Annotated in this window: 16 protein-coding genes; 7 read left to right on the top strand and 9 right to left on the bottom strand. The window is 65.2% G+C overall.

Annotation, left to right across the window (positions count from 1 at the left end):
* Nucleotides 1–7 precede the first annotated feature (7 nt).
* A complete protein-coding gene (locus I6L32_RS16775; protein WP_042017687.1) occupies nt 8–988 on the bottom strand; it encodes a TDT family transporter in 981 nt (326 codons plus the stop codon).
* 103 nt (nt 989–1091) lie between these two features.
* Here I6L32_RS16775 and I6L32_RS16770 point away from each other — a divergent pair, with 103 nt between their 5' ends.
* Nucleotides 1092–1976 (top strand): LysR substrate-binding domain-containing protein, encoded by an 885-nt coding sequence (locus tag I6L32_RS16770; protein ID WP_039039086.1) that lies wholly within the window; start codon nt 1092–1094, stop codon nt 1974–1976.
* Nucleotides 1977–2061: 85 nt separating this feature from the next.
* Here I6L32_RS16770 and I6L32_RS16765 read toward each other — a convergent pair whose 3' ends face one another.
* The 3 genes from I6L32_RS16765 to I6L32_RS16755 form a co-directional block, all read right to left on the bottom strand.
* Nucleotides 2062–3039: a Gfo/Idh/MocA family protein gene (locus I6L32_RS16765; RefSeq protein ID WP_069785075.1), complete on the bottom strand. Its 978-nt coding sequence runs from the start codon at nt 3037–3039 to the stop codon at nt 2062–2064.
* 35 nt (nt 3040–3074) lie between these two features.
* Nucleotides 3075–3932 carry a deoxyribonuclease IV gene (gene nfo, locus I6L32_RS16760; protein WP_041215226.1) on the bottom strand — a complete coding sequence of 286 codons (858 nt, stop codon included), beginning with the start codon at nt 3930–3932 and terminating at the stop codon, nt 3075–3077.
* 169 nt (nt 3933–4101) lie between these two features.
* Nucleotides 4102–6138, bottom strand: a complete 2037-nt coding sequence (locus tag I6L32_RS16755; protein WP_069785076.1) for a glycoside hydrolase family 3 protein — start codon at nt 6136–6138, stop codon at nt 4102–4104.
* Nucleotides 6139–6369: 231 nt separating this feature from the next.
* Between I6L32_RS16755 and I6L32_RS16750 the strand changes: the two genes are divergently transcribed.
* Nucleotides 6370–7380 carry an AraC family transcriptional regulator gene (locus tag I6L32_RS16750; protein WP_069785077.1) on the top strand — a complete coding sequence of 337 codons (1011 nt, stop codon included), beginning with the start codon at nt 6370–6372 and terminating at the stop codon, nt 7378–7380.
* Here the strand turns inward: I6L32_RS16750 and I6L32_RS16745 are convergent.
* A complete protein-coding gene (locus tag I6L32_RS16745; protein ID WP_216944213.1) occupies nt 7360–8295 on the bottom strand; it encodes a LysR family transcriptional regulator in 936 nt (311 codons plus the stop codon). The two genes, I6L32_RS16750 and I6L32_RS16745, sit on opposite strands and share 21 nt — an antisense overlap.
* A gap of 130 nt (nt 8296–8425) precedes the next feature.
* Between I6L32_RS16745 and I6L32_RS16740 the strand changes: the two genes are divergently transcribed.
* The gene (locus I6L32_RS16740) at nt 8426–9184 is read left to right on the top strand and encodes an SDR family NAD(P)-dependent oxidoreductase (protein WP_045524799.1); all 759 of its coding nucleotides are present in this window, start codon (nt 8426–8428) and stop codon (nt 9182–9184) included.
* Nucleotides 9185–9279: 95 nt separating this feature from the next.
* On the opposite strand, the gene I6L32_RS16735 is transcribed toward I6L32_RS16740, so the two are convergent.
* On the bottom strand, nt 9280–10713 hold the full coding sequence (locus tag I6L32_RS16735) for a glycoside hydrolase family 1 protein (RefSeq protein ID WP_045524798.1): 1434 nt from the start codon (nt 10711–10713) through the stop codon (nt 9280–9282).
* 163 nt (nt 10714–10876) lie between these two features.
* Between I6L32_RS16735 and I6L32_RS16730 the strand changes: the two genes are divergently transcribed.
* Together I6L32_RS16730 and I6L32_RS16725 are read left to right on the top strand one after the other, a co-directional pair.
* Nucleotides 10877–11794 (top strand): LysR family transcriptional regulator, encoded by a 918-nt coding sequence (locus I6L32_RS16730; RefSeq protein WP_053288482.1) that lies wholly within the window; start codon nt 10877–10879, stop codon nt 11792–11794.
* Nucleotides 11795–11895: 101 nt separating this feature from the next.
* The gene (locus tag I6L32_RS16725; RefSeq protein WP_053288483.1) at nt 11896–13470 is read left to right on the top strand and encodes a sensor domain-containing diguanylate cyclase; all 1575 of its coding nucleotides are present in this window, start codon (nt 11896–11898) and stop codon (nt 13468–13470) included.
* Between the two features lie 82 nt (nt 13471–13552).
* Here the strand turns inward: I6L32_RS16725 and I6L32_RS16720 are convergent, their stop codons facing one another.
* Nucleotides 13553–15850 (bottom strand): FdhF/YdeP family oxidoreductase, encoded by a 2298-nt coding sequence (locus tag I6L32_RS16720; RefSeq protein ID WP_053288484.1) that lies wholly within the window; start codon nt 15848–15850, stop codon nt 13553–13555.
* The gene (gene fdhD, locus I6L32_RS16715) at nt 15834–16619 is read right to left on the bottom strand and encodes a formate dehydrogenase accessory sulfurtransferase FdhD (RefSeq protein WP_053288485.1); all 786 of its coding nucleotides are present in this window, start codon (nt 16617–16619) and stop codon (nt 15834–15836) included. The genes I6L32_RS16720 and fdhD overlap by 17 nt, the downstream gene beginning before the upstream one ends.
* Before the next feature lie 161 nt (nt 16620–16780).
* Between fdhD and I6L32_RS16710 the strand changes: the two genes are divergently transcribed.
* Nucleotides 16781–17659 carry a LysR family transcriptional regulator gene (locus I6L32_RS16710; protein WP_053288936.1) on the top strand — a complete coding sequence of 293 codons (879 nt, stop codon included), beginning with the start codon at nt 16781–16783 and terminating at the stop codon, nt 17657–17659.
* Nucleotides 17660–17721: 62 nt separating this feature from the next.
* Here the strand turns inward: I6L32_RS16710 and I6L32_RS16705 are convergent, their stop codons facing one another.
* Entirely contained in the window at nt 17722–18573 is an 852-nt protein-coding gene (locus tag I6L32_RS16705; protein WP_053288937.1) for a type 1 glutamine amidotransferase domain-containing protein, read from the bottom strand.
* Between the two features lie 129 nt (nt 18574–18702).
* On the opposite strand from I6L32_RS16705, the gene I6L32_RS16700 reads away from it, so the two are divergent.
* A complete protein-coding gene (locus tag I6L32_RS16700; RefSeq protein WP_081000950.1) occupies nt 18703–19656 on the top strand; it encodes a LysR family transcriptional regulator in 954 nt (317 codons plus the stop codon).
* Nucleotides 19657–19855 lie beyond the last annotated feature (199 nt).

The following is a 19855-nucleotide window of genomic DNA, read 5'->3' as shown; positions in this document are numbered from 1 at the left end:
CTTGTGCCTAGCGGCGTGCGGGCTGCCCCGGCAGGTCATCCTGCACCGCCGGCAGGAAGAACATCAGGTAACGCAGGGCCACGTAACCCACCACCAGGGTGGCCACCCCCAGCTCCAGATAGGCCAGCTGATGGAGCTGCTCGGCATAGCGGGCCGCCTGTGGCCACTGCGACAGCAGGTGACTCACCTTGAACAGGGCGGTGGCCCCGATCACCAGGGGGAAGGTGAAGGCGGCGTAACCCGGCGAGAACGGCAGGCGCAGCAGCTTGATGAAGGCCAGGTAGATGATGCCGGTCATCAGCACGGCGATCCCGAGCAGCACCGCCACCAGCAGCAGGGAGGGGTCCTGGCTCACAGTGAGGTAGCCGGCCAGCGACAGGCTCGCCGGGGCGGCCAGGATGGCGATGGTGGGCTTGGCGGCATCCGGCACCTCGTGGCTGAAGATGAGGCGATAGAGCATCAGCGGCAGCATCAGGCCGTAGCAGGCCATGCCGAACCAGAGCAGGCCGGTGGCCAGGGATGCGAAGGGACCGCCCGGGTAGGCCACGTCAGCCACGATGATCCCCACCGGCGGCACGAACCAGCTCGGCACCATGTGATGGATTTCGAACGCTTTGGCCCTGTGCCAGACGAAAGTGGCGAGGAAGACGAGGTGGATGATGACCGCAAACAGCCAGAGCCCCTGCCCCAGGGTCGGGGCGAGCAGGCCGACCGCCTTGGAGACCACCATGGTCCCCATGGCGTAGGTGGGCACCACGCTGCCCACTACGGGATGGGCGAGATCCTGCCACAGCAGGCGCGGGTGGATCAGAAACTTGAAGGTCAGGACGAGGAGCAGCACGGCGGCGATGGCGGCCCCCAGCAGTTGCAGACGGCCATCGAACTGACCGGCATTTTCCCAGCACCAGCCGAGGCTGGCGATCCCCAGAGCCAGACCGGCCATGGGGGTCGGGGCGGCGGCCAGGGAGCGGCGGGTTCTTGCGATCATGGCGAATACCCTCTTGATGATGACGATGGGCATAGGATAAAGGGGGTCTATCGTTTACGATATCTAAATGAATTGAACTTAGCGTTTAGGAAAATCAAACGATATGAAGCTCACCCTGCAACAACTCAAGGTGTTTGCCACCATCGCCCGCCACGGCAACCTGGGGGGCGCCGCCAATGAACTCTGCCTGAGCAAGGGGGCCGTCTCCCAGTCGCTGCAGGAGCTGGAGCGCCAGCTCGCCACGCCCCTGTTCGACCGGGTGCACCCGAGGCTCCAGCTCAACAGCGAGGGGCGCCTGCTGCAACCGGCCGCCGAGGAGCTGCTGACCCGGATGCAGGAGATAGAACAGCTCTTCAGCCCCGATGCCGAGCCAAGCGGCCAGCTGCACCTCGGGGCCAGCCAGACCATCGGCAACTACCTGCTGCCCGCCCTGCTGGCGGAGGGGGCCCAGGAGCTGGGGGCCGCCCCCAGGGTCACCATCGCCAACACCCACCTCCTGTGCCATGCCCTCGCCCACTTCGAACTGGATCTCGCCCTCATCGAGGGGGAGAACCACCACCCGGACCTGGTGAGCGAACCCTGGCTGGAGGACGAGATGCTCATCATCGCCGCCCCCGGTCACCCCCTGGCGGATCAGCTCGAGCTGCCCCTGCGCCGGCTTGCCGGGGAAACCTGGGTGCTGCGCGAGGCGCAATCCGGCAGCCGCGAGCAGTTCGAGCAGCAGCTCCAGCCTCACCTGCCCCGCTGGCAGGCGGGGATAGAGCTCAATACCCTGGAGGCGGTGATGCTGGCGGTGGAGAAGGGGCTCGGCATCTCCTTCATCTCCCGCCTCGCGGTGGCGGACCGACTGGCACAGGGGCGCCTGGTGGCCCTCACCCCGAGTCGCCGCTTCCCACGCCAGCTCTCCCTCGTCTGGCACAAGCAGAAGTTCCACTCCGCCGCCCTGCGCCGCTTCCTGGCCTTCTGCCGCGCCCAGACCCTGGCGTGAGAAGCCCTTCGGATACGACAAGGGCGCCATTGGCGCCCTTGTCGTTCAGCCGATGCTCTCCCCGGCCATCAGCCCTTCCCCGGCCTCAGCCGGCGAGTCCCCCTTCAATCCAGCCGAGCACCTGCCGGGTCACGGCCTGGGGCACCCAGGGGGAGTCCAGCAGCCGGTGGCGCAGGCAATCGGCAAAGTGATCCGCCTCGTGCTGCATGCCGCCCCCCTCCACCGGCAGGTAGATGTCCGCCGGCCAGATGACGGGAGCAGGCCCCCCTTGCCAGCGAATGTGCTGGGGATTCCACCACTTGCCCTCGATGACCAGGCGCCATCCCTCCCCGGACAAGGACGCTTCCCGCTCGAGATCCTCGATGATGGAGGCCCCGAGTTCGGCCCGAAACGGCTCATCGAACGTGAAGCTGGCGGCGAGATCCACCTCCCCCGGAGCCCGCGTCAGCGTCACCTCGGGGGCGGTGCAGCCCAGCCCCAGCCGATGGCAGAGGGCGGCATGGAGCCAGAGGGGATAGACCCCCACGTCCCAGGCAGCGCCGCCATCCAGCGCCGGATCGAACAGCTTGCCCACCTTCGGCTGGGCCGAACCGAACGCCGCCCGCAGCTCGCGCGGCGGCGGCAGCAGGGGCAGGCGCTGCAACAGGGCGCGCATGGCGGGGAAGCACATTACCTTCATGGCCTCGAGCAGCAGCAGGCCCCGTGCGTGGGCGAGCGCCACCAGGGCGTCCCAGTCCGCTACCCGGGTCACCGCCGGTTTCTCCACCAGTACGTGCTTGCCCGCCAGCAGCATCTGCCTCACCAGGCCCGCGTGCTCCGGGTGGATGACCGCCACATAGACGGCCTCCACCTCGGGGCTGGCGGCCAGGGCCTCATAGCTGCCATAGGCGTGGGGCAGCCCCAGATCCCGGGCGAACTCGTCAGCCCGTCCCTGGTCCCGGGCGGCGATGGCCACCACCTCGGCTCCCCTGGCGTGCCCGTTCACATCGCGGCAAAAACGCCGGGCGATGGCCCCCGCCCCGGCAATGCCAAAGCGCAGGGGCGCCCTTGTCTCGTCGTGCATCGTCTCTCCTTGCTACCCAATGGTGGACCCCGGCATCACGCCGGGCGCGGGCTCCCGGCCAGGCTGCGCAGCCAGCTTATCTCCTCGCCCCAGATGGACTCGTCGATGGTCTCGAGGATCAGCGGGATGCCGTCAAAACGGTCGTCGTTCATGATGTGGTGGAACACCGCCTCGCCGAGGTTGCCCTCCCGCAGGCTGTGGTGACGGTCGACCCGACTACCGAAGGTACACTTGGCGCCGTTGATATGCATCCCCTTGAGGTACTCGAACCCCACGATGCGGTCGAAGTCGGCAAACACCGCCTCGCACCCCTCGGGGGTACGCAGATCGTAACCGGCGGCGAAGGCGTGGCAGGTGTCAAAGCAGACGCCGACCCGACTCTTGTCCTCTACCCCGTCGATGAGGGTGGCCAGGTGCTCGAACGACCAGCCGAGGTTGGTACCCTGGCCGGCGGTATTTTCGATCACCGCCGTCACCCCTTCACTGCGCTCCAGCGCCCAGTTGATGGACTCGCTCACGAGCTTGAGGCTCACCGCTTCGGGGATCTGCTTGAGGTGGCTGCCCGGGTGGAAGTTCAGGTAGCACAGCCCCAGTTGCTCGCAGCGCTTCATCTCGTCCAGAAACGCATCCCGGGACTTGGCGAGGGCATCGGGGTCGGGATGACCCAGGTTGATGAGGTAGCTGTCGTGGGGCAGGATCTGCTCGGGGCGAAAGCCCTCCTTCTCGCAGGCGGCCTTGAAGGCGCGAATGCTGGCCTCGGAGAGGGGCGCCGCCTGCCACTGGCGCTGGTTCTTAGTAAACAGGGCGAAGGCGTTGGCCCCGATGGCTTTGGCCCGGGCGATGGTGTTTTCCACCCCGCCCGCCGCACTGACGTGGGCTCCGATAAATTTCATCTCATCTCCTGTGCACTGTGACCGGGTGCCTGCCACACTGGCCACCGCACCCGTTGCCGGGGCGCCATTATGCCCAAGCCAACCCCTTGCGCCAAACCGGGATTGTCGATGGGGGCAATGGAAAAGGCGCCCGAAGGCGCCTTGATGAGAGACAGAACATCCCTGTCCGTCAATAGGCCAGACCGGCCCCGTAGGGATAGAGCGGGCTTTGTGAGTCCTTGGCCACGTCCGGGGACTGGGCCAGCACCGCCTGCCAGCTCGAGGGCAGCTCGAAGGGGAGCTTGCCGCGTGCCTTCTGGGTGCCGCTCATGACATCGAACAGGGCCTGATCCAGGGCGCCGAAGTTGGCCAGCAGCACCCGGGCCGCCGGGGCCACCTCGGTCAGGATGGCGGGCCTGTCCAGATAGACGGAGAGCACCAGGGGCACCCCGGCCTGCTCGATGGCCTGGATGGCGGCATAGTCATCCGCGCCGCGGTAGACCCCTTCGTGGGCCGTCTCCTGCACCACCTGATCATTGCTGGCAAAGCCGAGCTGGCCGAAGTGGATGCTGCCAAACGGGAAGCGGGGATCCTGCTCGCCCGGGGCGTTGACCCGCACGATGGCAAGCTCCGCGTCGGCCAGGTTCGTCACCACCGTATAGCCGTTGGCCCTGGCCACCTCGGCGTTGACATTGTGCAGATAGACCCGCTTGCCGTCCGCCTTCAGCGGCAGCAGGGCCCCTTCGTTCTTCAGCAGCACGTGAGACGCCGCCTGGGCGGCCTGGGCCTCCTGCTGGAACTCGGCCTTGCCCACCAGGGCCACCGCGGCCTCGGCATCCACATAGGGATTCTCGAAGAGCCCGAGGGCAAACTTCTGGGCCAGGATCCGCTCGGCCGAAGTGGTGATGGCCGCCTCGGTCACCAGACCGCTCTGCACCGCCGCCAGCAGGGGGGCTGGGTCTTCCACGCCACCGAACTGATCCACCCCGGCGTCGATGGCCTTGGCATAACGCTCGGCCTTGGTGAGCTTCTCCACGCCCCAGGACATGCCAAAGGGCACGGTCCAGGGGCTCACCCCGGCATTGACTTCCTCCTGGGTCAGCCCCTGCTCGCAGCGGCTGTCACAGTCATTGACGATGCCCCAGTCGCTCAGCACCACGCCGTCAAACTTGAAGTGGCCCCGCAACAGATCCGTGATGATCTGGCGGTTGAAACCAAACCCCACCTCCTCGACGGGCTGCCCATCCTGGGTCAGGCCCAGGGGCATGGCGTAATAGGGCATCACGGCGGCCACCCTGGCCTCGAAGGCACCCTCGAAGGGCACCAGGTGGTAAGCAAACTGGCCGCCGGGGTAGATCTGCTCCTTGCCCCAGGGGTTGTGGGCATCCAGCCCGTCCTTCTGGGGACCGGCCCCGGCGAAGTGCTTGACCACGGTGACCACGCTCTCCTTGCCTATCCCCTCGCTCCCCTGCTGGAAGCCCTCGATGTAGGCCTTGACCAGGGACTTGGCGAGCAGGTTGTCTTCCCCGAAGGTGCCGTTGATGCGGCCCCAGCGCGGCTCGGTCGCGAGATCCGCCTGGGGCGAGAGGGCCTCGTGGATGCCGACGGCCCGGTACTCCTGACGGGCGATGTCGCCAAAGCGCTGTACCAGGGCGGCATCACCGATGGCGGCCAGCCCCAGGGTCTCGGGCCACTGGGAGAAGGCCCCGGCACCGATGCTGGTGGCGTTCGGATCATGGGTGAAGTGGTTGCGGGGATCCGTGCTCACCGTCATGGGGATGCCGAATCCCACTCCTTCCAGCAGGGCCTGCAGGGTGTTGTTGTCCGCGGCGATGGCCGCCGGATCACCGGCCATGCGGGTGATGAAGGTGTTGACCCCGTCCTCGCGCAGCATCTTGTCCATGGCTGCGAGGTTCACCCGCCCCGCCCCGTCCAGCACCAGGGTGCCGTGCATCATCAGCCCTGCCTTCTGGGCCAGGGTGAGCCTGCCCACCAGATCCCGGGCTCGCTCGGCGGCGCCGAGGCGCCAGTCCTCGTAGGGGGTCAGGGTGCCGCTGCCATCGAGATCCTTGAATTGCAGGCCGTCCTGCTCGATGAGGGTGACGGTGCGGTGGCCCAGAACGGGCTGCTCGGGCTTGGGGGTGGAGTCGTTGTCGTTGCACCCTGCCAGCAGCAGGGCCCCGATGGCGAGGGCGACACGGGTTCGGGAGAGCGAGTGGTGTTTCATTGTTGTTATCTTCCTTGTGTGTGTAGGAGTCGCCACTCTATGCAAAAGCGGCCCCTCTCACTTGCCCGTCGGGTGCAGGAAGTTGCCGGTTGGGAGCAGGATTGAAAAGTGTGAAAAGGGTTGCAGGGTTACCCTTGGTTACAAATCTGAAACATGAAAGCGGCGCTGGCTCACGGCAATCCGCCGCCGTTGGCCGATGATGGTGGGCCACCGCTGACAAGGATTTTTGCCGTGAAGACCGTCTCCAACCGGATTGCCCTGCACTGCCTCAACCACTGGCAGGCCCGCGGGCGGGATCCTGCTGCCCTCCTGCACCCCTGCGGCATCGCTCACGAAGAGCTGCTGATCCCCCAGGGGCGGCTCGACACCGGGCGCCACTTCCGGCTGCTGGCCGGGGCTGCCCCCCACGTGGATCTGGCCCTCGACTGGACGCCCCCCGCCCTCCCCGGCCTCTTTGCCGACTTCATGTCGCTGGCGAGCCTGTGCTGCAACGCCGCCACCCTTCGCCAGGCCCTGCACTTCTTCCTCGCCTACCGCCCCCTTATCGGCGAGAGCGACGAGATCCGCCTGCAAGAAGAAGAGGGGCAGGCCAGGATCAGCTACCACTCGGAGTCCGACCACCCGGATGTCATCGCCCTGAGCAGCCTGGCCAACCTCTGCCACCTCTATGCCCTGCTCCAGTTCTACCACCCGGGCCAGGGGCTGCTGGTGCTGCCCACCCCGGTACGTCCCAGGCTGTGGCGTGAGCTGGCAGGCTGGCTGGAAGGGCGGTTGCAACAGGGGGCGGCCTTCGAGCTGCACTTTCCCGCCGCCTTGCTCGATCTCGCCCACGGGCAGTGCAACCTGCCCCTGCAACCCCTGCTGCTCGGGGAGCTCGACCGGCAGATGGCCCAGCTTCGCCCAAGCAGCCGCTACCGGGACAGGGTGATGGCACTCATCCGCCAGCAGCTGTGGCAAGAGAGCGCCGAGGCCTCCTCTCTGCTCGATGGGGTGTGCGAGCACCTCAAACTGACCCGCTGGACCCTCAACCGCCATCTGCGGGAGGAAGGGTGCCACTTCTCGGGCCTGCTGGAGCGGGTGCGCCGGGAGGAGGCCTGCCGCCTGTTGCAGGATCCCGCCCTCCCCCTGCAGACTGTGGGGGAGCGCCTGGGTTTTGCCCGCCAGAGCAGCTTTACCCGCTTCTTTCGTGAGGCGTTTGCCCTCTCGCCGAGGGAATTTCGCTCAAGACGCAGCCGCCTCTGAGGTGCCCCCGAGATGGGCGGCGAGTAACCCCGCCAGCCAGTGGATGAAGAGCTGGACCCTGGGGGCCAGTTGGCGGCGATGGGCATAGAGGGCGTGGATGGGGAGCGGCGGCGGCTGCCACTGGGGCAGGATGCTCACCAGCTCGCCCCCCGCGAGCAGGGATTCGACCCCCACCCGCGGCATCTGAATGATGCCAAGCCCCGCCAGCGCCGCCGCCAGGTAGGTCTCGCTGTCATTGACCATGAGGGCCCCCGCCATGGGCAGCAGGGCGCGGCGGCCATCTTCCGCCAGGTATTCAAAGCCGGGCTCGCTGCGCCCCTGCCCGGCACCAAACCCGGGACCATAGTGCACCAGCCGGTGGCCCGCCAGATCCCCAAGGGTGCGGGGCACCCCGTGGCGAGCCAGGTAGCCTGTGCTGGCACAGTTGATCTGGCGATAGTGACCAAGGGGCCTGGCCACCAGGCTCGAGGGCTCAAGCGCCCCGACCCGCACCACGCAGTCAAACCCCTCGCGCACCAGATCCACCCGCCTGTCCGTGCTGCTCAGCATCAGTTGCAAGGCGGGATGCTGCGCCAGAAAGTCCGGCAGTGCCGGGATCACCAGGTGGCGGGCCATCCGGCTTGGCATGTCGACCCGCAGTTGTCCCGAGATCTGCCCCCCCTGGCGAAACAGGCCGTCAAACTCCTCCATGTCCGCCAAAAGCTCCCGGCATCTGGCATAGCAGAGCTGTCCGTCCGTGGTGAGCTGCACCCGCCGCGTGGTACGCAGCAGGAGCCGGGTCCCCATGCGCTCCTCCAGCCGGCGGATGGCGGCAGAGAGGGTTGCCTTGGGGATGCCCGTCTGCTCGGCGCAGCGGGTAAAACTCTCCAGCTCGGCGACACGCACGAAGGCTCTCATCGCATCCAGTTGATCCATGACCTGATTGTCTCGATAAACGGAACAGTGATTCTATTATCACGTTATTTATCCAGTTTAAAAGGAACAATACAGTGATCCGGTCGGCTCGTATCGAGCCTGTGTCCGCCACCCTGACAGGAGTCATACCATGACCAGACCCATCGCCCTCATCACCGGGGCCAGCCGCGGCCTTGGCAAGCACGGGGCCCTGGCCCTCGCCGCCAAAGGCGTCGACCTCATCATCACCTATCGCAGCCAGGCCGCAGAGGCGGAGGCGGTGGTGACCCAGGCCCGCGCCCTCGGCGTTCAGGCCCATGCCCTGGCTCTGGACGTGGGCGAGAGCGCCACCTTCGCGGCCTTTGCAGAGGAGGTGACGCAACTGCTCGCCCGGAAGTGGCAGCGCACCCATTTCAACTTCCTGGTCAACAACGCCGGGATCGGCATTCATGCCAGCTTCGAGCAGACCACGGAGCAGCAGTTCGACACCCTGCTCAACATCCACCTCAAGGGGACCTTCTTCCTGACCCAGGCGCTCCTGCCCCTCCTGGCAGATGGCGGTCGCATCCTCAACCTATCCACCGGCCTCACCCGCTTCGCCATGCCGGGTTATGCCGCCTACGCCGCCATGAAGGGGGGCGTCGAGGTGCTCACCCAGTATCTGGCCAAGGAGCTGGGCCCCAGGGGCATCGCGGTCAACGTGCTGGCCCCCGGCGCCATCGAGACCGATTTTGGCGGCGGCGTGGTGCGCGACAACAAGGGGGTCAACGACTTTCTCGCGAGCCAGACCGCCCTTGGCCGGGTGGGTCAACCCGACGACATCGGTGGCGCCATCGCCGCCCTGCTCTCCGATGACTGCCGCTGGATCACCGCCCAGCGCATCGAAGCCTCGGGCGGCATGTTTATCTAGGCGGTCATGGTTGTCAGCTGCACAAACAAGGAAGGCCCCCTCCGATGAGGGGGCCTTCCGGCATTGGGCAGACGAGGTGCGGCGCACCGGGCCCGTTACAGGGTCTTGCCACCGCTTGCAATGACCTGGCTGTACCAGTGGAAGCTCTCTTTCTTGATGCGACGAAGAGACCCTCCCTGCTCGTCCCTGTCCACGTAGACAAAGCCGTAGCGCTTCTGGTAGCCGTTGAGCCAGCTCAGGATGTCGGTGAAGGACCAGGCGCAATATCCAATCAGCTCGACCCCGTCCTGCATCGCCTCCTGGCACGCCTTGAGGTGGCTGTGCAGATAGGCGATACGGTAGTCGTCGTTCACCTTGTCCCCGGCTTCCAGCTTGTCGAACTCCCCCAGGCCGTTCTCGGTGATCATCAGCGGCAGGGCGTAGCGGGAGGAGAGCCGGCGCAGGGCGATGCGCATCCCGGTGGGATCGATGGCCCAGTCCCAGTTGCTGGTCTCAAGGTGCGGATTGGGGGCCGTCTTGTAGAGGCCGGGAATGCCGCTGGAGGGCGTAGTGCCCTTCTTGCCCGTGGTGTTGATGCGCTGCATCGTCTGGCCGCCGAGGGGGTTGTCGGTGAAGGTCAGGGTGTAGTAGTAGTTGACCCCGATGTAGTCGGGGGCGCCTTCGCGCAAGAGCTCGAGATCGCCCGGCAGGATCTCCGGCGCCTCGCCGGTCTCCCGCAGATAGGCGAGCGCCGCCTGGGGGTAACGGCCGAAGCAGTAGGCATCCAGCCACCAGAGGTTGGTGAACTCCTCGGCATTCTCGAACGCCAGCATGTCGCTCGGGGCGCAGGAGGCCGGATAGGCGGGGGAGTACGCAAAGCTCGGCCCAATCAGGCCGTTTGGCACGTGCTGGCGAAACGCCTTGATGACCCGGGCGTTGGCGAGAAACGCGATGTGGTTGGCGGCGAAGAAACGCTTCCTGTCCTGCACGGCGGGAGGATGGGTGCCAAGTTGGTAGGCGTTGGTCAGGTTGTAGTTCTGCTCGTTGAGCGACACCCAGTACTTCACCTTGCCGGCGAAGCGCTGATAGAGGGTCACGCAATAGCGCTCGAAGTCGTCGATGATGCGCCTGTCTTCCCAGCCGCCGTACTCATCCTGCAGGGCCTGGGGGAGATCCCAGTGATAGAGGGTCAGCACCGGCTCGATGCCGTGGGCCAGCAGGGCGTCGATGAGCCTGTCATAGAAGGCGAGCCCCGCCTCGTTCACCTCGCCACGCCCCGCCGGGTAGATGCGCGGCCAGCTCACCGAGAAGCGATAGGCCTTGAGCCCCATCTCGGCCATCAGCGCCACGTCCTCTTCCACCCTGTGGTAGTGATCCACCGCCACGTCTCCGTTGCTCCCTTCAAAGGTCTTGCCCGGCAACTTGGTAAAGCTGTCCCATACCGAGGGGCCCTTGCCCTCCTCGTTCCAGGCCCCTTCCACCTGATAGGCGGCGGAGGCGGCGCCCCAGAGGAAACCGTTCGGGAAGTCATTGAACTTGTGATGATGCATCTGGTGTTGCTCCTTCTGCGCGGATGGCGGGGGCCATCCTGTGATACGTCGGCCCCGTACAGGGGCCCGAAATGAGTTGGCACCAGCATCCAACACTTCTAGAATTCCGTCCAATGACAAATATGGCCACCTATCATTCCTATCTGGAATCAAGCGAGGCACCATGGAGTTGAGAGACCTGAAAGCCTTCGTCACCCTGGGGGAGGTATTGCACTTTGGTCAGGCGGCGGCGCGCCAGCACGTCACCCAGTCGGCCCTGAGCAAGCAGATCCGCCGGCTGGAGACGGACCTTGGCGGCGAGCTGTTCGAGCGCAACGCCGGCAGCACCCGGCTGACGGTGCTCGGGCGCGCCCTCTACGCCGACGCCTGCACCCTGGTGGCCCAGAGCGAGCAGCTCGCCCGCAGCGCCCGCGACGTGCTGGCGGGCCACGCGGGTACCCTGCGCATCGGCTTCGGGGTCGCCACCAAGCTGCTGGTGCCCGCCGCCATCGCCCGCTTTCGGGCCAGCCGCCCCGGGGTCGCCATCGAGCTCAACGATCTCTCCACCCATCACCAGTTGCTGGCACTGGCGGAGGGTCGCCTGGATCTTGGCTTCTGCCGCCTGCCCGCCCCCAAGGGCTGGCCGGTGTTGCCCGTGGTGCGCGCCCATTTCGTCGCCGTGCTGCCCGCAGGCTATCAGGGAGTGGCAGGGCTCGCCGATCTGCAGGAGAAGCCGCTCGCCATCCTGCGCCGGGACAAGGCCCCCTCTTTTTACGATCAGTTCATCCATTACCTCGCCCAGAGCGGCCTGCGCTTTCAGGACATCCAGTACGTCAACGACTTCGCCGCCGGCATCGCCACCGCGGCGGCCGGCATCGCCTGGACCCTGGTCCCCTCCTCCACCACCATTGAGCATCCCGATGTGCTGACCCTGCCCCTCGGGGAGGCCGACGCGAGCTGGATCATCGGGCTCATTCGCCCGCCGGGCAACGACAATCCCCTCGTCGCCCCCTTCTGGCAGACGGTGGCGGAGCTGGCGGATCCCGCCCTCACCGGCCTCATGACGAGAGGGGACGGGGCTGCCGCCCGGGACACGCCATGAAAGGGAACCATTCGAGAATCACATTAACGATGGCATTGGGCGGTCACCCCCCTTAAAATTGCCGCACTGCCCCGACGCCACGACAAGGATCCGTTTCGTTCATGCACTCTCACTGGCTGCTGAGGTTTGATCTGCATCGCCTCATCCTTGCGCTGGCCGTCATCGGCGTGCTGGCTACCTTTGGCAACAGCTTTTACGCCATCTATCAGGCACAAAGACAACTGCTCATCGACAGCACCCTGGAGGCAAACCGGGTCTATGCCACCAAGCTCGCCGCCTCCACCGAGACCATGCTGCGCTCGGCCCAGGGACAGCTGGCCTATGGCGCGGCCCGGCTCGCCCCCTTGCTGCAGGACAACGACCTCCATGGACTCGAAGAGGTGGCAGGCCAGTTGCGCCAGCAGACCAACACCTTCAACTCGGTGGCCATCGTGAACACCGACTCCGTCATCGTCGCCGTCTCTCCCGAGGCATTGCATGTGAAAGGGGTCAAGCTCACCTCGGCCAATGCGAGCCGGACCCTGGCAAGCCAGCAGCCCCTCATCGCGGATCCCCTGGTCTCCCTCACTGGCAACTACCTCATCAGCCTCTCCCACCCCATCTTCTCGGCAGACAAGCGCTACCTCGGCTATGTCGCCGGCACCATCTATCTGGAGTCCGCCAGCGTGCTCTCCAGCCTGCTGGGGCAGCACTACTACCAGGATGGTTCTTATCTTTATGTGGTGGACCGCCAGCGCACCCTCATCTACCACCCGAACCCGGAGCGCCTCGGCCAGAGGATTGGCAAGAACCGGGTGGTGGATGCGGTGCTCAAGGGGCAGGATGGCGCGCAAAGCGTGCTCAACTCCCGGGGCAGCGAGATGCTGGCAGGCTTTGCCCCGGTGGCGGACGCAGGCTGGGGGATAGTGGCCCAGCGCCCCCGCAGCGCCACCCTGGCCGGCCTGGATGAACAGATGCTGGAGATCCTCAAGGGTATGATCCCGGTCACCCTCTTCATTCTCTTCGTCATCTGGCTCTCGGCCACCATCATCGCCAGACCCTTGCGGCAACTGGCCAACCGGGCCGGGCTCATGGATCAGCAGGGGGCCGCCACCAGCATCTCGGGGATCCGCGCCTGGTATTTCGAAGCGGCCCAGTTGAAGCAGGCCATCCTCAAGGGGCTGGGGCTGCTCAACACCAAGATCGACAAGCTGCACACCGACAGCCACACCGACCCTATGACGGGCCTGTTCAACCGCCGGGCCATGCAGCAGATGCTGGACGAGTACGAGGCCGAACGTCAGCCCCTGACGGTGATTGCCCTGGACATCGATCACTTCAAGGCCATCAACGACCGCTTCGGTCACGACGTGGGGGATGCCGTCATCGTCTCCCTCGCCACCCTGATGCAGCAGGATCTGCGTTCTGATGCCGCCTTGTGTCGAAGCGGCGGCGAAGAGTTCCTGCTGCTGCTGCCCGGGGTCTCCCTTGCACAGGCGCAGAAGATCGCCGAGCGCCTGCGTACCCGGGTGGCGAGCCACGACGTGGAGGTGGCTGGCCACATCACCATCTCCCTCGGCGTCGCCCACTGGGGGGCGGATGCCACCAGCATCGCCGCCGTGCTCAAGGAGGCGGACAAGGCGCTCTATGATGCCAAGAGCCAGGGCCGAAACTGCGTGGTGGTGGCCCTGGGCTGATCGGCCCAGGCTTTGCCGGGCACCGTTCGGCCATAAAAAACCCCTGCCATGGCAGGGGTCGGACGGTATCCATGTCAGGGGATCAGAGCGTGACGGCCAGGCTCTCGACCGAGGCGGCGCTCGGGGTCACCAGTACGGGCACCGATTTGGAGGTGGGGGTGAAAGAGCCCTCCCCTATGCTCTCGATGGCCACCAGAGGGTTGGTCTCCGGGTAGTAGGCGGCGATGTTGCCTTTCGGGATCTCGTAGAAGATGACGCTAAAGCCCCGCACCACCCGCTCGCGCCCGTCGTTGCACACCGCACTCATGTCCACCCGCTGCTCCTCGGCGAGCCCCAGCCTCCTGGCATCCTCCTCGTTCATGAAGACCACGTTGCGTCGCCCCTTGATGCCGCGATAGCGGTCATCCATGCCATAGATGGTGGTGTTGTACTGATCGTGGGAGCGCAGGCTCTGAAGCAGCAGCACGGGCTGGTCCACCATCTGCTCCGCGTGGCTGGTGCACTCGGGCAGGATGGAGTCCGGCAAACGGCTCGCCCTGAATTCGGCGCGCCCGCTCGCGGTGTTCCAGCGCAGCAGGGCGGCGCTGTTCTCCAGATGGAAGCCGCAGGGCTCCTCGATGCGGCGGTTGAAGTCGCCAAAGCCCGCGATGGTCTCCTCGATGAGATCCCGCAGCAGCCCGTAGTCATCCCGCAGCGCCAGCCAGTCCACCCTATCGCTGCCAAGCGTTGCCTCGGCCATGCGGGCCACGATGTCTATCTCGGAGAGACAGAGCGGCGAGACCGGCTCGTTCATCCCGGTGGAGGCGTGCACCATGCTGAAGGTGTCCTCCACGGTGATCTTCTGCACCCCGGTGCGCTGCTGATCGAGCTCGGTACGGCCCAGGCAGGGCAGGATAAGAGCATCTTTTGACACCATGAGGTGGCTGCGGTTGAGCTTGGTGCTGATCTGCACGTTGAGCTCGCTCCTTCGCATCGCTTCATAGGTGAACTCGGTATCCGGCGCGGCGGCTGCCAGGTTGCCCCCAAGGCAGATGAGCACCTTGCTCTTGCCGCCATGAAGGGCTTTGAGGGCCTCGTAGACGTTGTGCCCCGGCGTGCGCTTGAAGCCCACCGGGAAGCGGCGCTCCAGGCGATCGAGGAAGGCGGCATTGGGTTTCTCGTTGATCCCCATGGTGCGGTTGCCCTGCACGTTGCTGTGACCGCGCACCGGACAGAGTCCGGCCCCCGGCTTGCCAATCTGGCCGCACATCAGGTGCAGGTTGACGATTTCGCGAATGGTGTCGACCGAATGCTTGTGCTGGGTGATCCCCATGGCCCAGCAGCTGATCACGCTCTCGCTGCTTGCGAAGATCTGCGCCGCCCGGGTGATCGCCTCCCGACCGAGGCCGGATTGCGCCTCGATCTGCGTCCACTCCGTAGCCTTCACCTGGGCCAGGTAGTCGTCAAAGTGCGCGGTGTGCTGCTCGATGAAGGCGAGATCGATGCGCCCCCCCTCCTCTTCCAGGATGTATTTCGCCATGCCGCGAATGGCCGCCATGTCACCACCCAGCTTTGGCGTGAGGTACTGGTGGCTGATGGTGGTGGCCGCCGGGGTCAGTAGCTCCGCCGGGCTCTGGGGGCTTGCGAAGCGCTCGAGGGCCACCTCTTTGAGGTTGTTGAAGGTGACGATCTGGCACCCCTGGCGCGCCGCCTTGCGCAGGGCGTTCATCATGCGCGGGTGGTTGGTGCCCGGGTTCTGGCCAAAGACGAAGATGGCTTTGGCGGCGTCGAAATCATCGAGCACCACGGTGCCCTTGCCCACCCCGACGGACTGGATGAGCCCCACCCCGCTCGCCTCGTGGCACATGTTGGAGCAGTCGGGGAAGTTGTTGGTGCCATAGAGGCGACCAAACAGCTGATAGAGGTAGGAGGCTTCGTTGCTGGCGCGCCCCGAGGTGTAGAACTCCACCTCGTCGGGGCTGGCCAGGCTCTTGAGTTTGTCGGCAATGAGAGCAAACGCCTGATCCCAGCTAACCGGCTCGTAGTGATCGGTGGCCGGGTTGTAGCGCAGGGGCTCGGTCAGTCGCCCCTGGTATTCGAGCCAGTAGTCGCTCTGGGTGGCGAGGCGACGCACCGAATGCTCGGTGAAGAAATCGGCCCCCACCGTCTTGCCGGTGGATTCCCAGGCCACCGCCTTGGCGCCGTTCTCGCAAAACTGGAAGGCCCCCTGCTTGTTGTCACCCCAGGCGCAGCCGGGACAGTCAAAGCCGTCGGTCTGGTTGACCCGTAGCAGGTTCTTGATGTTCTGGCGGGTCTTCTGGCTGCGCAGCACCTGCTTGAAGGTGGACTGCAGGGAGGAAAAGCCGCCGGCCTTGGCCGGTTTCTCAATATGACTGGACATGGGAGTCTCCAACGTGATCCTGGGCGCGGGGGCTGGCATAGCAGACCGGGGCATCGGATCGGGGCACATGGATCAGGGTCAGGTTGTACTTCAGGGCCAGTCGCACCGCGAGCTGGCTGGGGGAAGCAAGGCTGATGAGGTGAGCGGCGCCAAATTGCACCGCCTTGTGAATGAGTTCGCTGCCGCAGCGACTGGTGATCACCAGGGTGGCGGCCTGCACCGGCTGGCGCAGCTGCATGCCGATGAGCTTGTCCAGGGCGTTGTGCCGCCCTATGTCCTCCCGGCAGGCCAGGATCTCGCCGCGATCATCCAGCGCCAGGGCGGCATGAAGGGCACCGCTCTGGCGGGCCTTGCTCTGCCAGGGGACGATGCGCTCCCGCAGATCCTGCAAAGGGGCGGTGTCGAAGGGGGCGCCCGGGGTCAGCGGGGTGAGCACGGGCAACGCATGTTCGATGGCCTCCACGCCGCAGATGCCACAGCCGCTGGCACCGGCCAGGCGGCGCTTGCGCTGGCCAAGCACAGCCAGACAGCGGTTGGCGATGGTGACATCGAGCACGATGCCGTGCTCGGACGGGGTGCTCTGGATATCGTGTACATCGTGGTTGCCCCCGATGATCCCCTCACCAAACAGAAAACCGATGGCGAAATCGTCGAGATCGTCCGGGGTGGCCATCATGACGGCATGGTTGATGCCGTTGATGTTGACGGACACGGCCACCTCCTCCACCAGCTCATCCAGACTGGGCAACCGTGAATTGAAAGGGATCATGCGAGACGCTTATAAGCTGTATTCGGGCCTCAAGTTTAGATAAGCCGCCGCGCCAAAACCAATGAAACAAATCTATTCACCAATAGATAACTTCTATTGCCATCGGGATGTCGATTGATTAAATTTGTCGCTCATTGCCTTTGCCTGCTGCCATTACCACGATGAATATCAAGCAGTTGCACTATTTCTACGAGCTGGCCCAGCACAAACACTTCGCCAAGGCGGCCAAGGCCTGCTTCATCACCCAACCGACCCTGTCCGCCAGCATCACCGCTCTGGAGAAGTCACTTGGCACCGAACTGGTGGTGCGCAACAGCCAGTTCGTGGCACTGACCCAGGCGGGGGAAGTGGTGCTGCACCACGCCGAGCGGATGCTTCAGGAACAGGATGCCATGCGCCAGGAGCTCAGCCTCTTTCGGGGCGGGCTGTCGGGTGCGCTGCGCATCGGCGTCGTGCCCCAGTCGAGCATCGACATCATGCCGCTGCTCAAGGGGTTCAATGACGCCTACCCCAAGGTGGGCCTGCACCTCTGCGTGATGACCCATGCCACCCTGATGGAGCAGCTGGATCTGCATCGCATCGACATCGGGCTCGGCTTTGACGAGTTGCTCACCGAGCATCAGCGCCGGGCCCTCGACGTCCAGCTTCGCCACCCCAACCCCATGGCCTTGCTGGGCCCCCTGCCTGCCCACTGCGCCCCGACCGGGCCGCTGACCCTGGCGGACCTGCAAGATCTCCCCCTGATCCTGCCAAGCACCACCATGCAATTTCGCCGCTACCTGGACGAGGCCGCCGCCCGCCAGCAGATCAGCCTGCGGGTGGTGCTGGAGACCGACTCCCTGTTCCACCTGGTCAACGGGGTGAGCCACGGCCTGGGCTGCGCCGTGGTCAGCGCCGGCATCGCCGCCACCGCCCAGCAGCTCTTCAAACTGCCCTGCCATCCCTTGAGCGATGCGAGTGCAGGCACCATCGCCTTCATCACCCGAAAACACAGTGTCACCCCCGCCATGAAGGCGTTTCTCGCCAAGGCTGGGGCATGAAAAAGGCAGCCCATGGGGGCTGCCTGCACTGATCAAGGGGGGAGCTTGCGCCTCTCCTCGCGTCAGCCTGCCCCTTGCTGTTTGTCCAGCGCCGCGATGAAGGCGCTCGCCAGTGCATGGTCGGAGAAGGGGTTTTGACCGGTGATAAGCTCGCGATCGATCACAACGCCAGGCTGCCAGGGTGCCACGAACTGCATCTGCCCACCGGCTTGAGCCATAACCTTGGCCGGGTAGTAGCGCAGTTTCTCCCCCTTGAGCGAGCCTTCAAACACCGCCTCTTCCTTGTCGGAGAAGATGGTCATCCTGTAACCGTCGTAGATCCACTCCCTGGCGCCGTCCGCCTTGCCTGCGATGACCGACTGCTCGAACCCGGCCGGATCCCCCTGCGCCGCCAGCAGCGCGATGGGGCCGTGGCAGATGGCCGCCGTGGGCTTCTGACGGTCATGGAAATGACGCAGCAGGGTGCCCACCTCGGGATCTTTGGCGAGATCGATGAGGGGGGCATGGCCGCCGGGAATGAAGAGGCCGGCATAGCGCTCGGGACCGGATGCCAGCACCTCCCTCAGGGAGAGTACCTTGCCGGCGCCAAGCAGCCCCTCCACCACGGCGCCGATGCGCACCATCTCCTGCGGGTTGCCACCAAAGTACTGGGGATCGACGGAGTGTTTGTCGACAACGGGCCGGTTCCCTCTCGGGGTCACCGGGGTCAGGGTATAACCGGCCTCCAGCAGGGCGGCGGCAGGCACCCCCAGTTCATTCTGGTAGAAGCCGGTGGTCAGGCTCTTGCCCCCCTGAAGCGGCAGTTCGGTCTCGCTCGAGAGCAGCACCAGGATCTCGCCTTTCGGGGCGGCGCTGGCCGCAGCGGAGGTCGCCAGCAGCAGTGAGGCCAGCACGGCCTTGAGGGTGTTCTTCATCGTGATCTTCCTTTTGATGGCAGTGATCGATCGGGCGGCCACCGGGCCGCCCTCGATGAGCAATTTACTGATTACCCACGGACGAATAAACTCACTCCATTGAACTTCATTATTTACATGGGTGAACATATGTCCCGTGCCTTCGACCCCGTCCAGCTCGGCACCATAGAGCTCTTTTGCAAGGCAGCCGAACTTGGCAGCTTTACCGCCACGGCTCAGGTACTGGGGGTAACGCCCGCCTCGGTGAGCCGCTCCATCCAGCGTCTCGAGGCCAGGCTCGGCGTCAAACTCTTCCATCGCACCACCCGCAGCGTGCGCCTCACCCATGACGGGGAGCTCTATCGGGAGCAGTGCCAGCAGGCCCTCGAGCAGATCGCCGAGGCCGAGCGGGCCATCACCGGTCGCCAGCGCCACCCCAAAGGAGTGCTGCGCATCAGCGTGGGCACCGTCTATGCCCACCACCGTCTGGTGCCCCTGCTGCCAGGCTTCATGGCCGCCTATCCCGAGGTCGAACTGGAGCTCAATGTCTCCAACAGGAACATCGACTTCGTGGAGGATGGTTACGATCTGGCCATCCGGCTGGGAGAGCCGCGCGATGGGCGGATCATCGCCCGCAAGCTGGAGGATGCCAGCCTCGGGGTCTTCTGCGCCCCCGATTATGCCGCCCGCCGCCCCGCGCCAACCTCCCTGGAGATGCTGTCGCAACATGATCTGATCCAGTTCATCACCCCGAGCACGGGTCGCCCCTTCCCCTGGCAGTTCGTGAACGAGCAGGGGGACCCTGTCGACCTTCATGTTCAGAGCAGACAGCGGGTGCTTGACGATGTGCTGGCGGGCCTGGGCTGGGCGGTGGCTGGGGGCGGTCTGTTCCAGATCTACCATTTCGTGGCAGCCGAGGCGCTGTTGCAAGGCAAGCTGATCGAGGTGATGACCCCCTTTGCGGGGCGATCCCGCCCCTTCTACGCCCTCTATCCACAGCACCGTCACCTCTCGGCCCGGGTCCGGGCCTTCGTGGATTATCTGCTGGCAGCGGTGCACCCCGAAGGGTCGCCTGTGCCAGGGGAATATCCCCCTCTTCGTTGACGAGGGCCCCTCATCTGCGTGCCTGCGCCCCCGATACCGGGGGCAAAAAGCAGGTGGCACTCTGGACACAATGGTTGCCTAATTAAATAAATATGCATAAAAATCAATACAGGCAGGGCTCGATATATGAACTCTTCTGCTGTTTGTATGAAGCATCGTGCTGCTGAAAATTTTCTGTGAGCCACCTCCCGCCGTTTAA

It is taken from the genome of Aeromonas sp. FDAARGOS 1402 (genome assembly GCF_019046925.1).
GTDB lineage: Bacteria > Pseudomonadota > Gammaproteobacteria > Enterobacterales > Aeromonadaceae > Aeromonas > Aeromonas caviae.
Note: the sequence above shows the minus strand (reverse complement) of the source record. Positions and strands in the feature narration are given on the sequence as shown.

Coding starts and splice junctions, on each gene's coding strand:
- I6L32_RS16720 (WP_053288484.1), bottom strand. CDS start 15,850: ATGTCCAGTCATATTGAGAAACCGGCCAAGGCCGGCGGCTTTTCCTCC.
- I6L32_RS16755 (WP_069785076.1), bottom strand. CDS start 6,138: ATGAAACACCACTCGCTCTCCCGAACCCGTGTCGCCCTCGCCATCGGG.
- I6L32_RS16770 (WP_039039086.1), top strand. CDS start 1,092: ATGAAGCTCACCCTGCAACAACTCAAGGTGTTTGCCACCATCGCCCGC.
- I6L32_RS16740 (WP_045524799.1), top strand. CDS start 8,426: ATGACCAGACCCATCGCCCTCATCACCGGGGCCAGCCGCGGCCTTGGC.
- I6L32_RS16705 (WP_053288937.1), bottom strand. CDS start 18,573: ATGAAGAACACCCTCAAGGCCGTGCTGGCCTCACTGCTGCTGGCGACC.
- I6L32_RS16725 (WP_053288483.1), top strand. CDS start 11,896: ATGCACTCTCACTGGCTGCTGAGGTTTGATCTGCATCGCCTCATCCTT.
- I6L32_RS16730 (WP_053288482.1), top strand. CDS start 10,877: ATGGAGTTGAGAGACCTGAAAGCCTTCGTCACCCTGGGGGAGGTATTG.
- nfo (WP_041215226.1), bottom strand. CDS start 3,932: ATGAAATTTATCGGAGCCCACGTCAGTGCGGCGGGCGGGGTGGAAAAC.
- I6L32_RS16700 (WP_081000950.1), top strand. CDS start 18,703: ATGTCCCGTGCCTTCGACCCCGTCCAGCTCGGCACCATAGAGCTCTTT.
- I6L32_RS16710 (WP_053288936.1), top strand. CDS start 16,781: ATGAATATCAAGCAGTTGCACTATTTCTACGAGCTGGCCCAGCACAAA.
- I6L32_RS16745 (WP_216944213.1), bottom strand. CDS start 8,295: ATGGATCAACTGGATGCGATGAGAGCCTTCGTGCGTGTCGCCGAGCTG.
- I6L32_RS16735 (WP_045524798.1), bottom strand. CDS start 10,713: ATGCATCATCACAAGTTCAATGACTTCCCGAACGGTTTCCTCTGGGGC.
- fdhD (WP_053288485.1), bottom strand. CDS start 16,619: ATGATCCCTTTCAATTCACGGTTGCCCAGTCTGGATGAGCTGGTGGAG.
- I6L32_RS16765 (WP_069785075.1), bottom strand. CDS start 3,039: ATGCACGACGAGACAAGGGCGCCCCTGCGCTTTGGCATTGCCGGGGCG.
- I6L32_RS16775 (WP_042017687.1), bottom strand. CDS start 988: ATGATCGCAAGAACCCGCCGCTCCCTGGCCGCCGCCCCGACCCCCATG.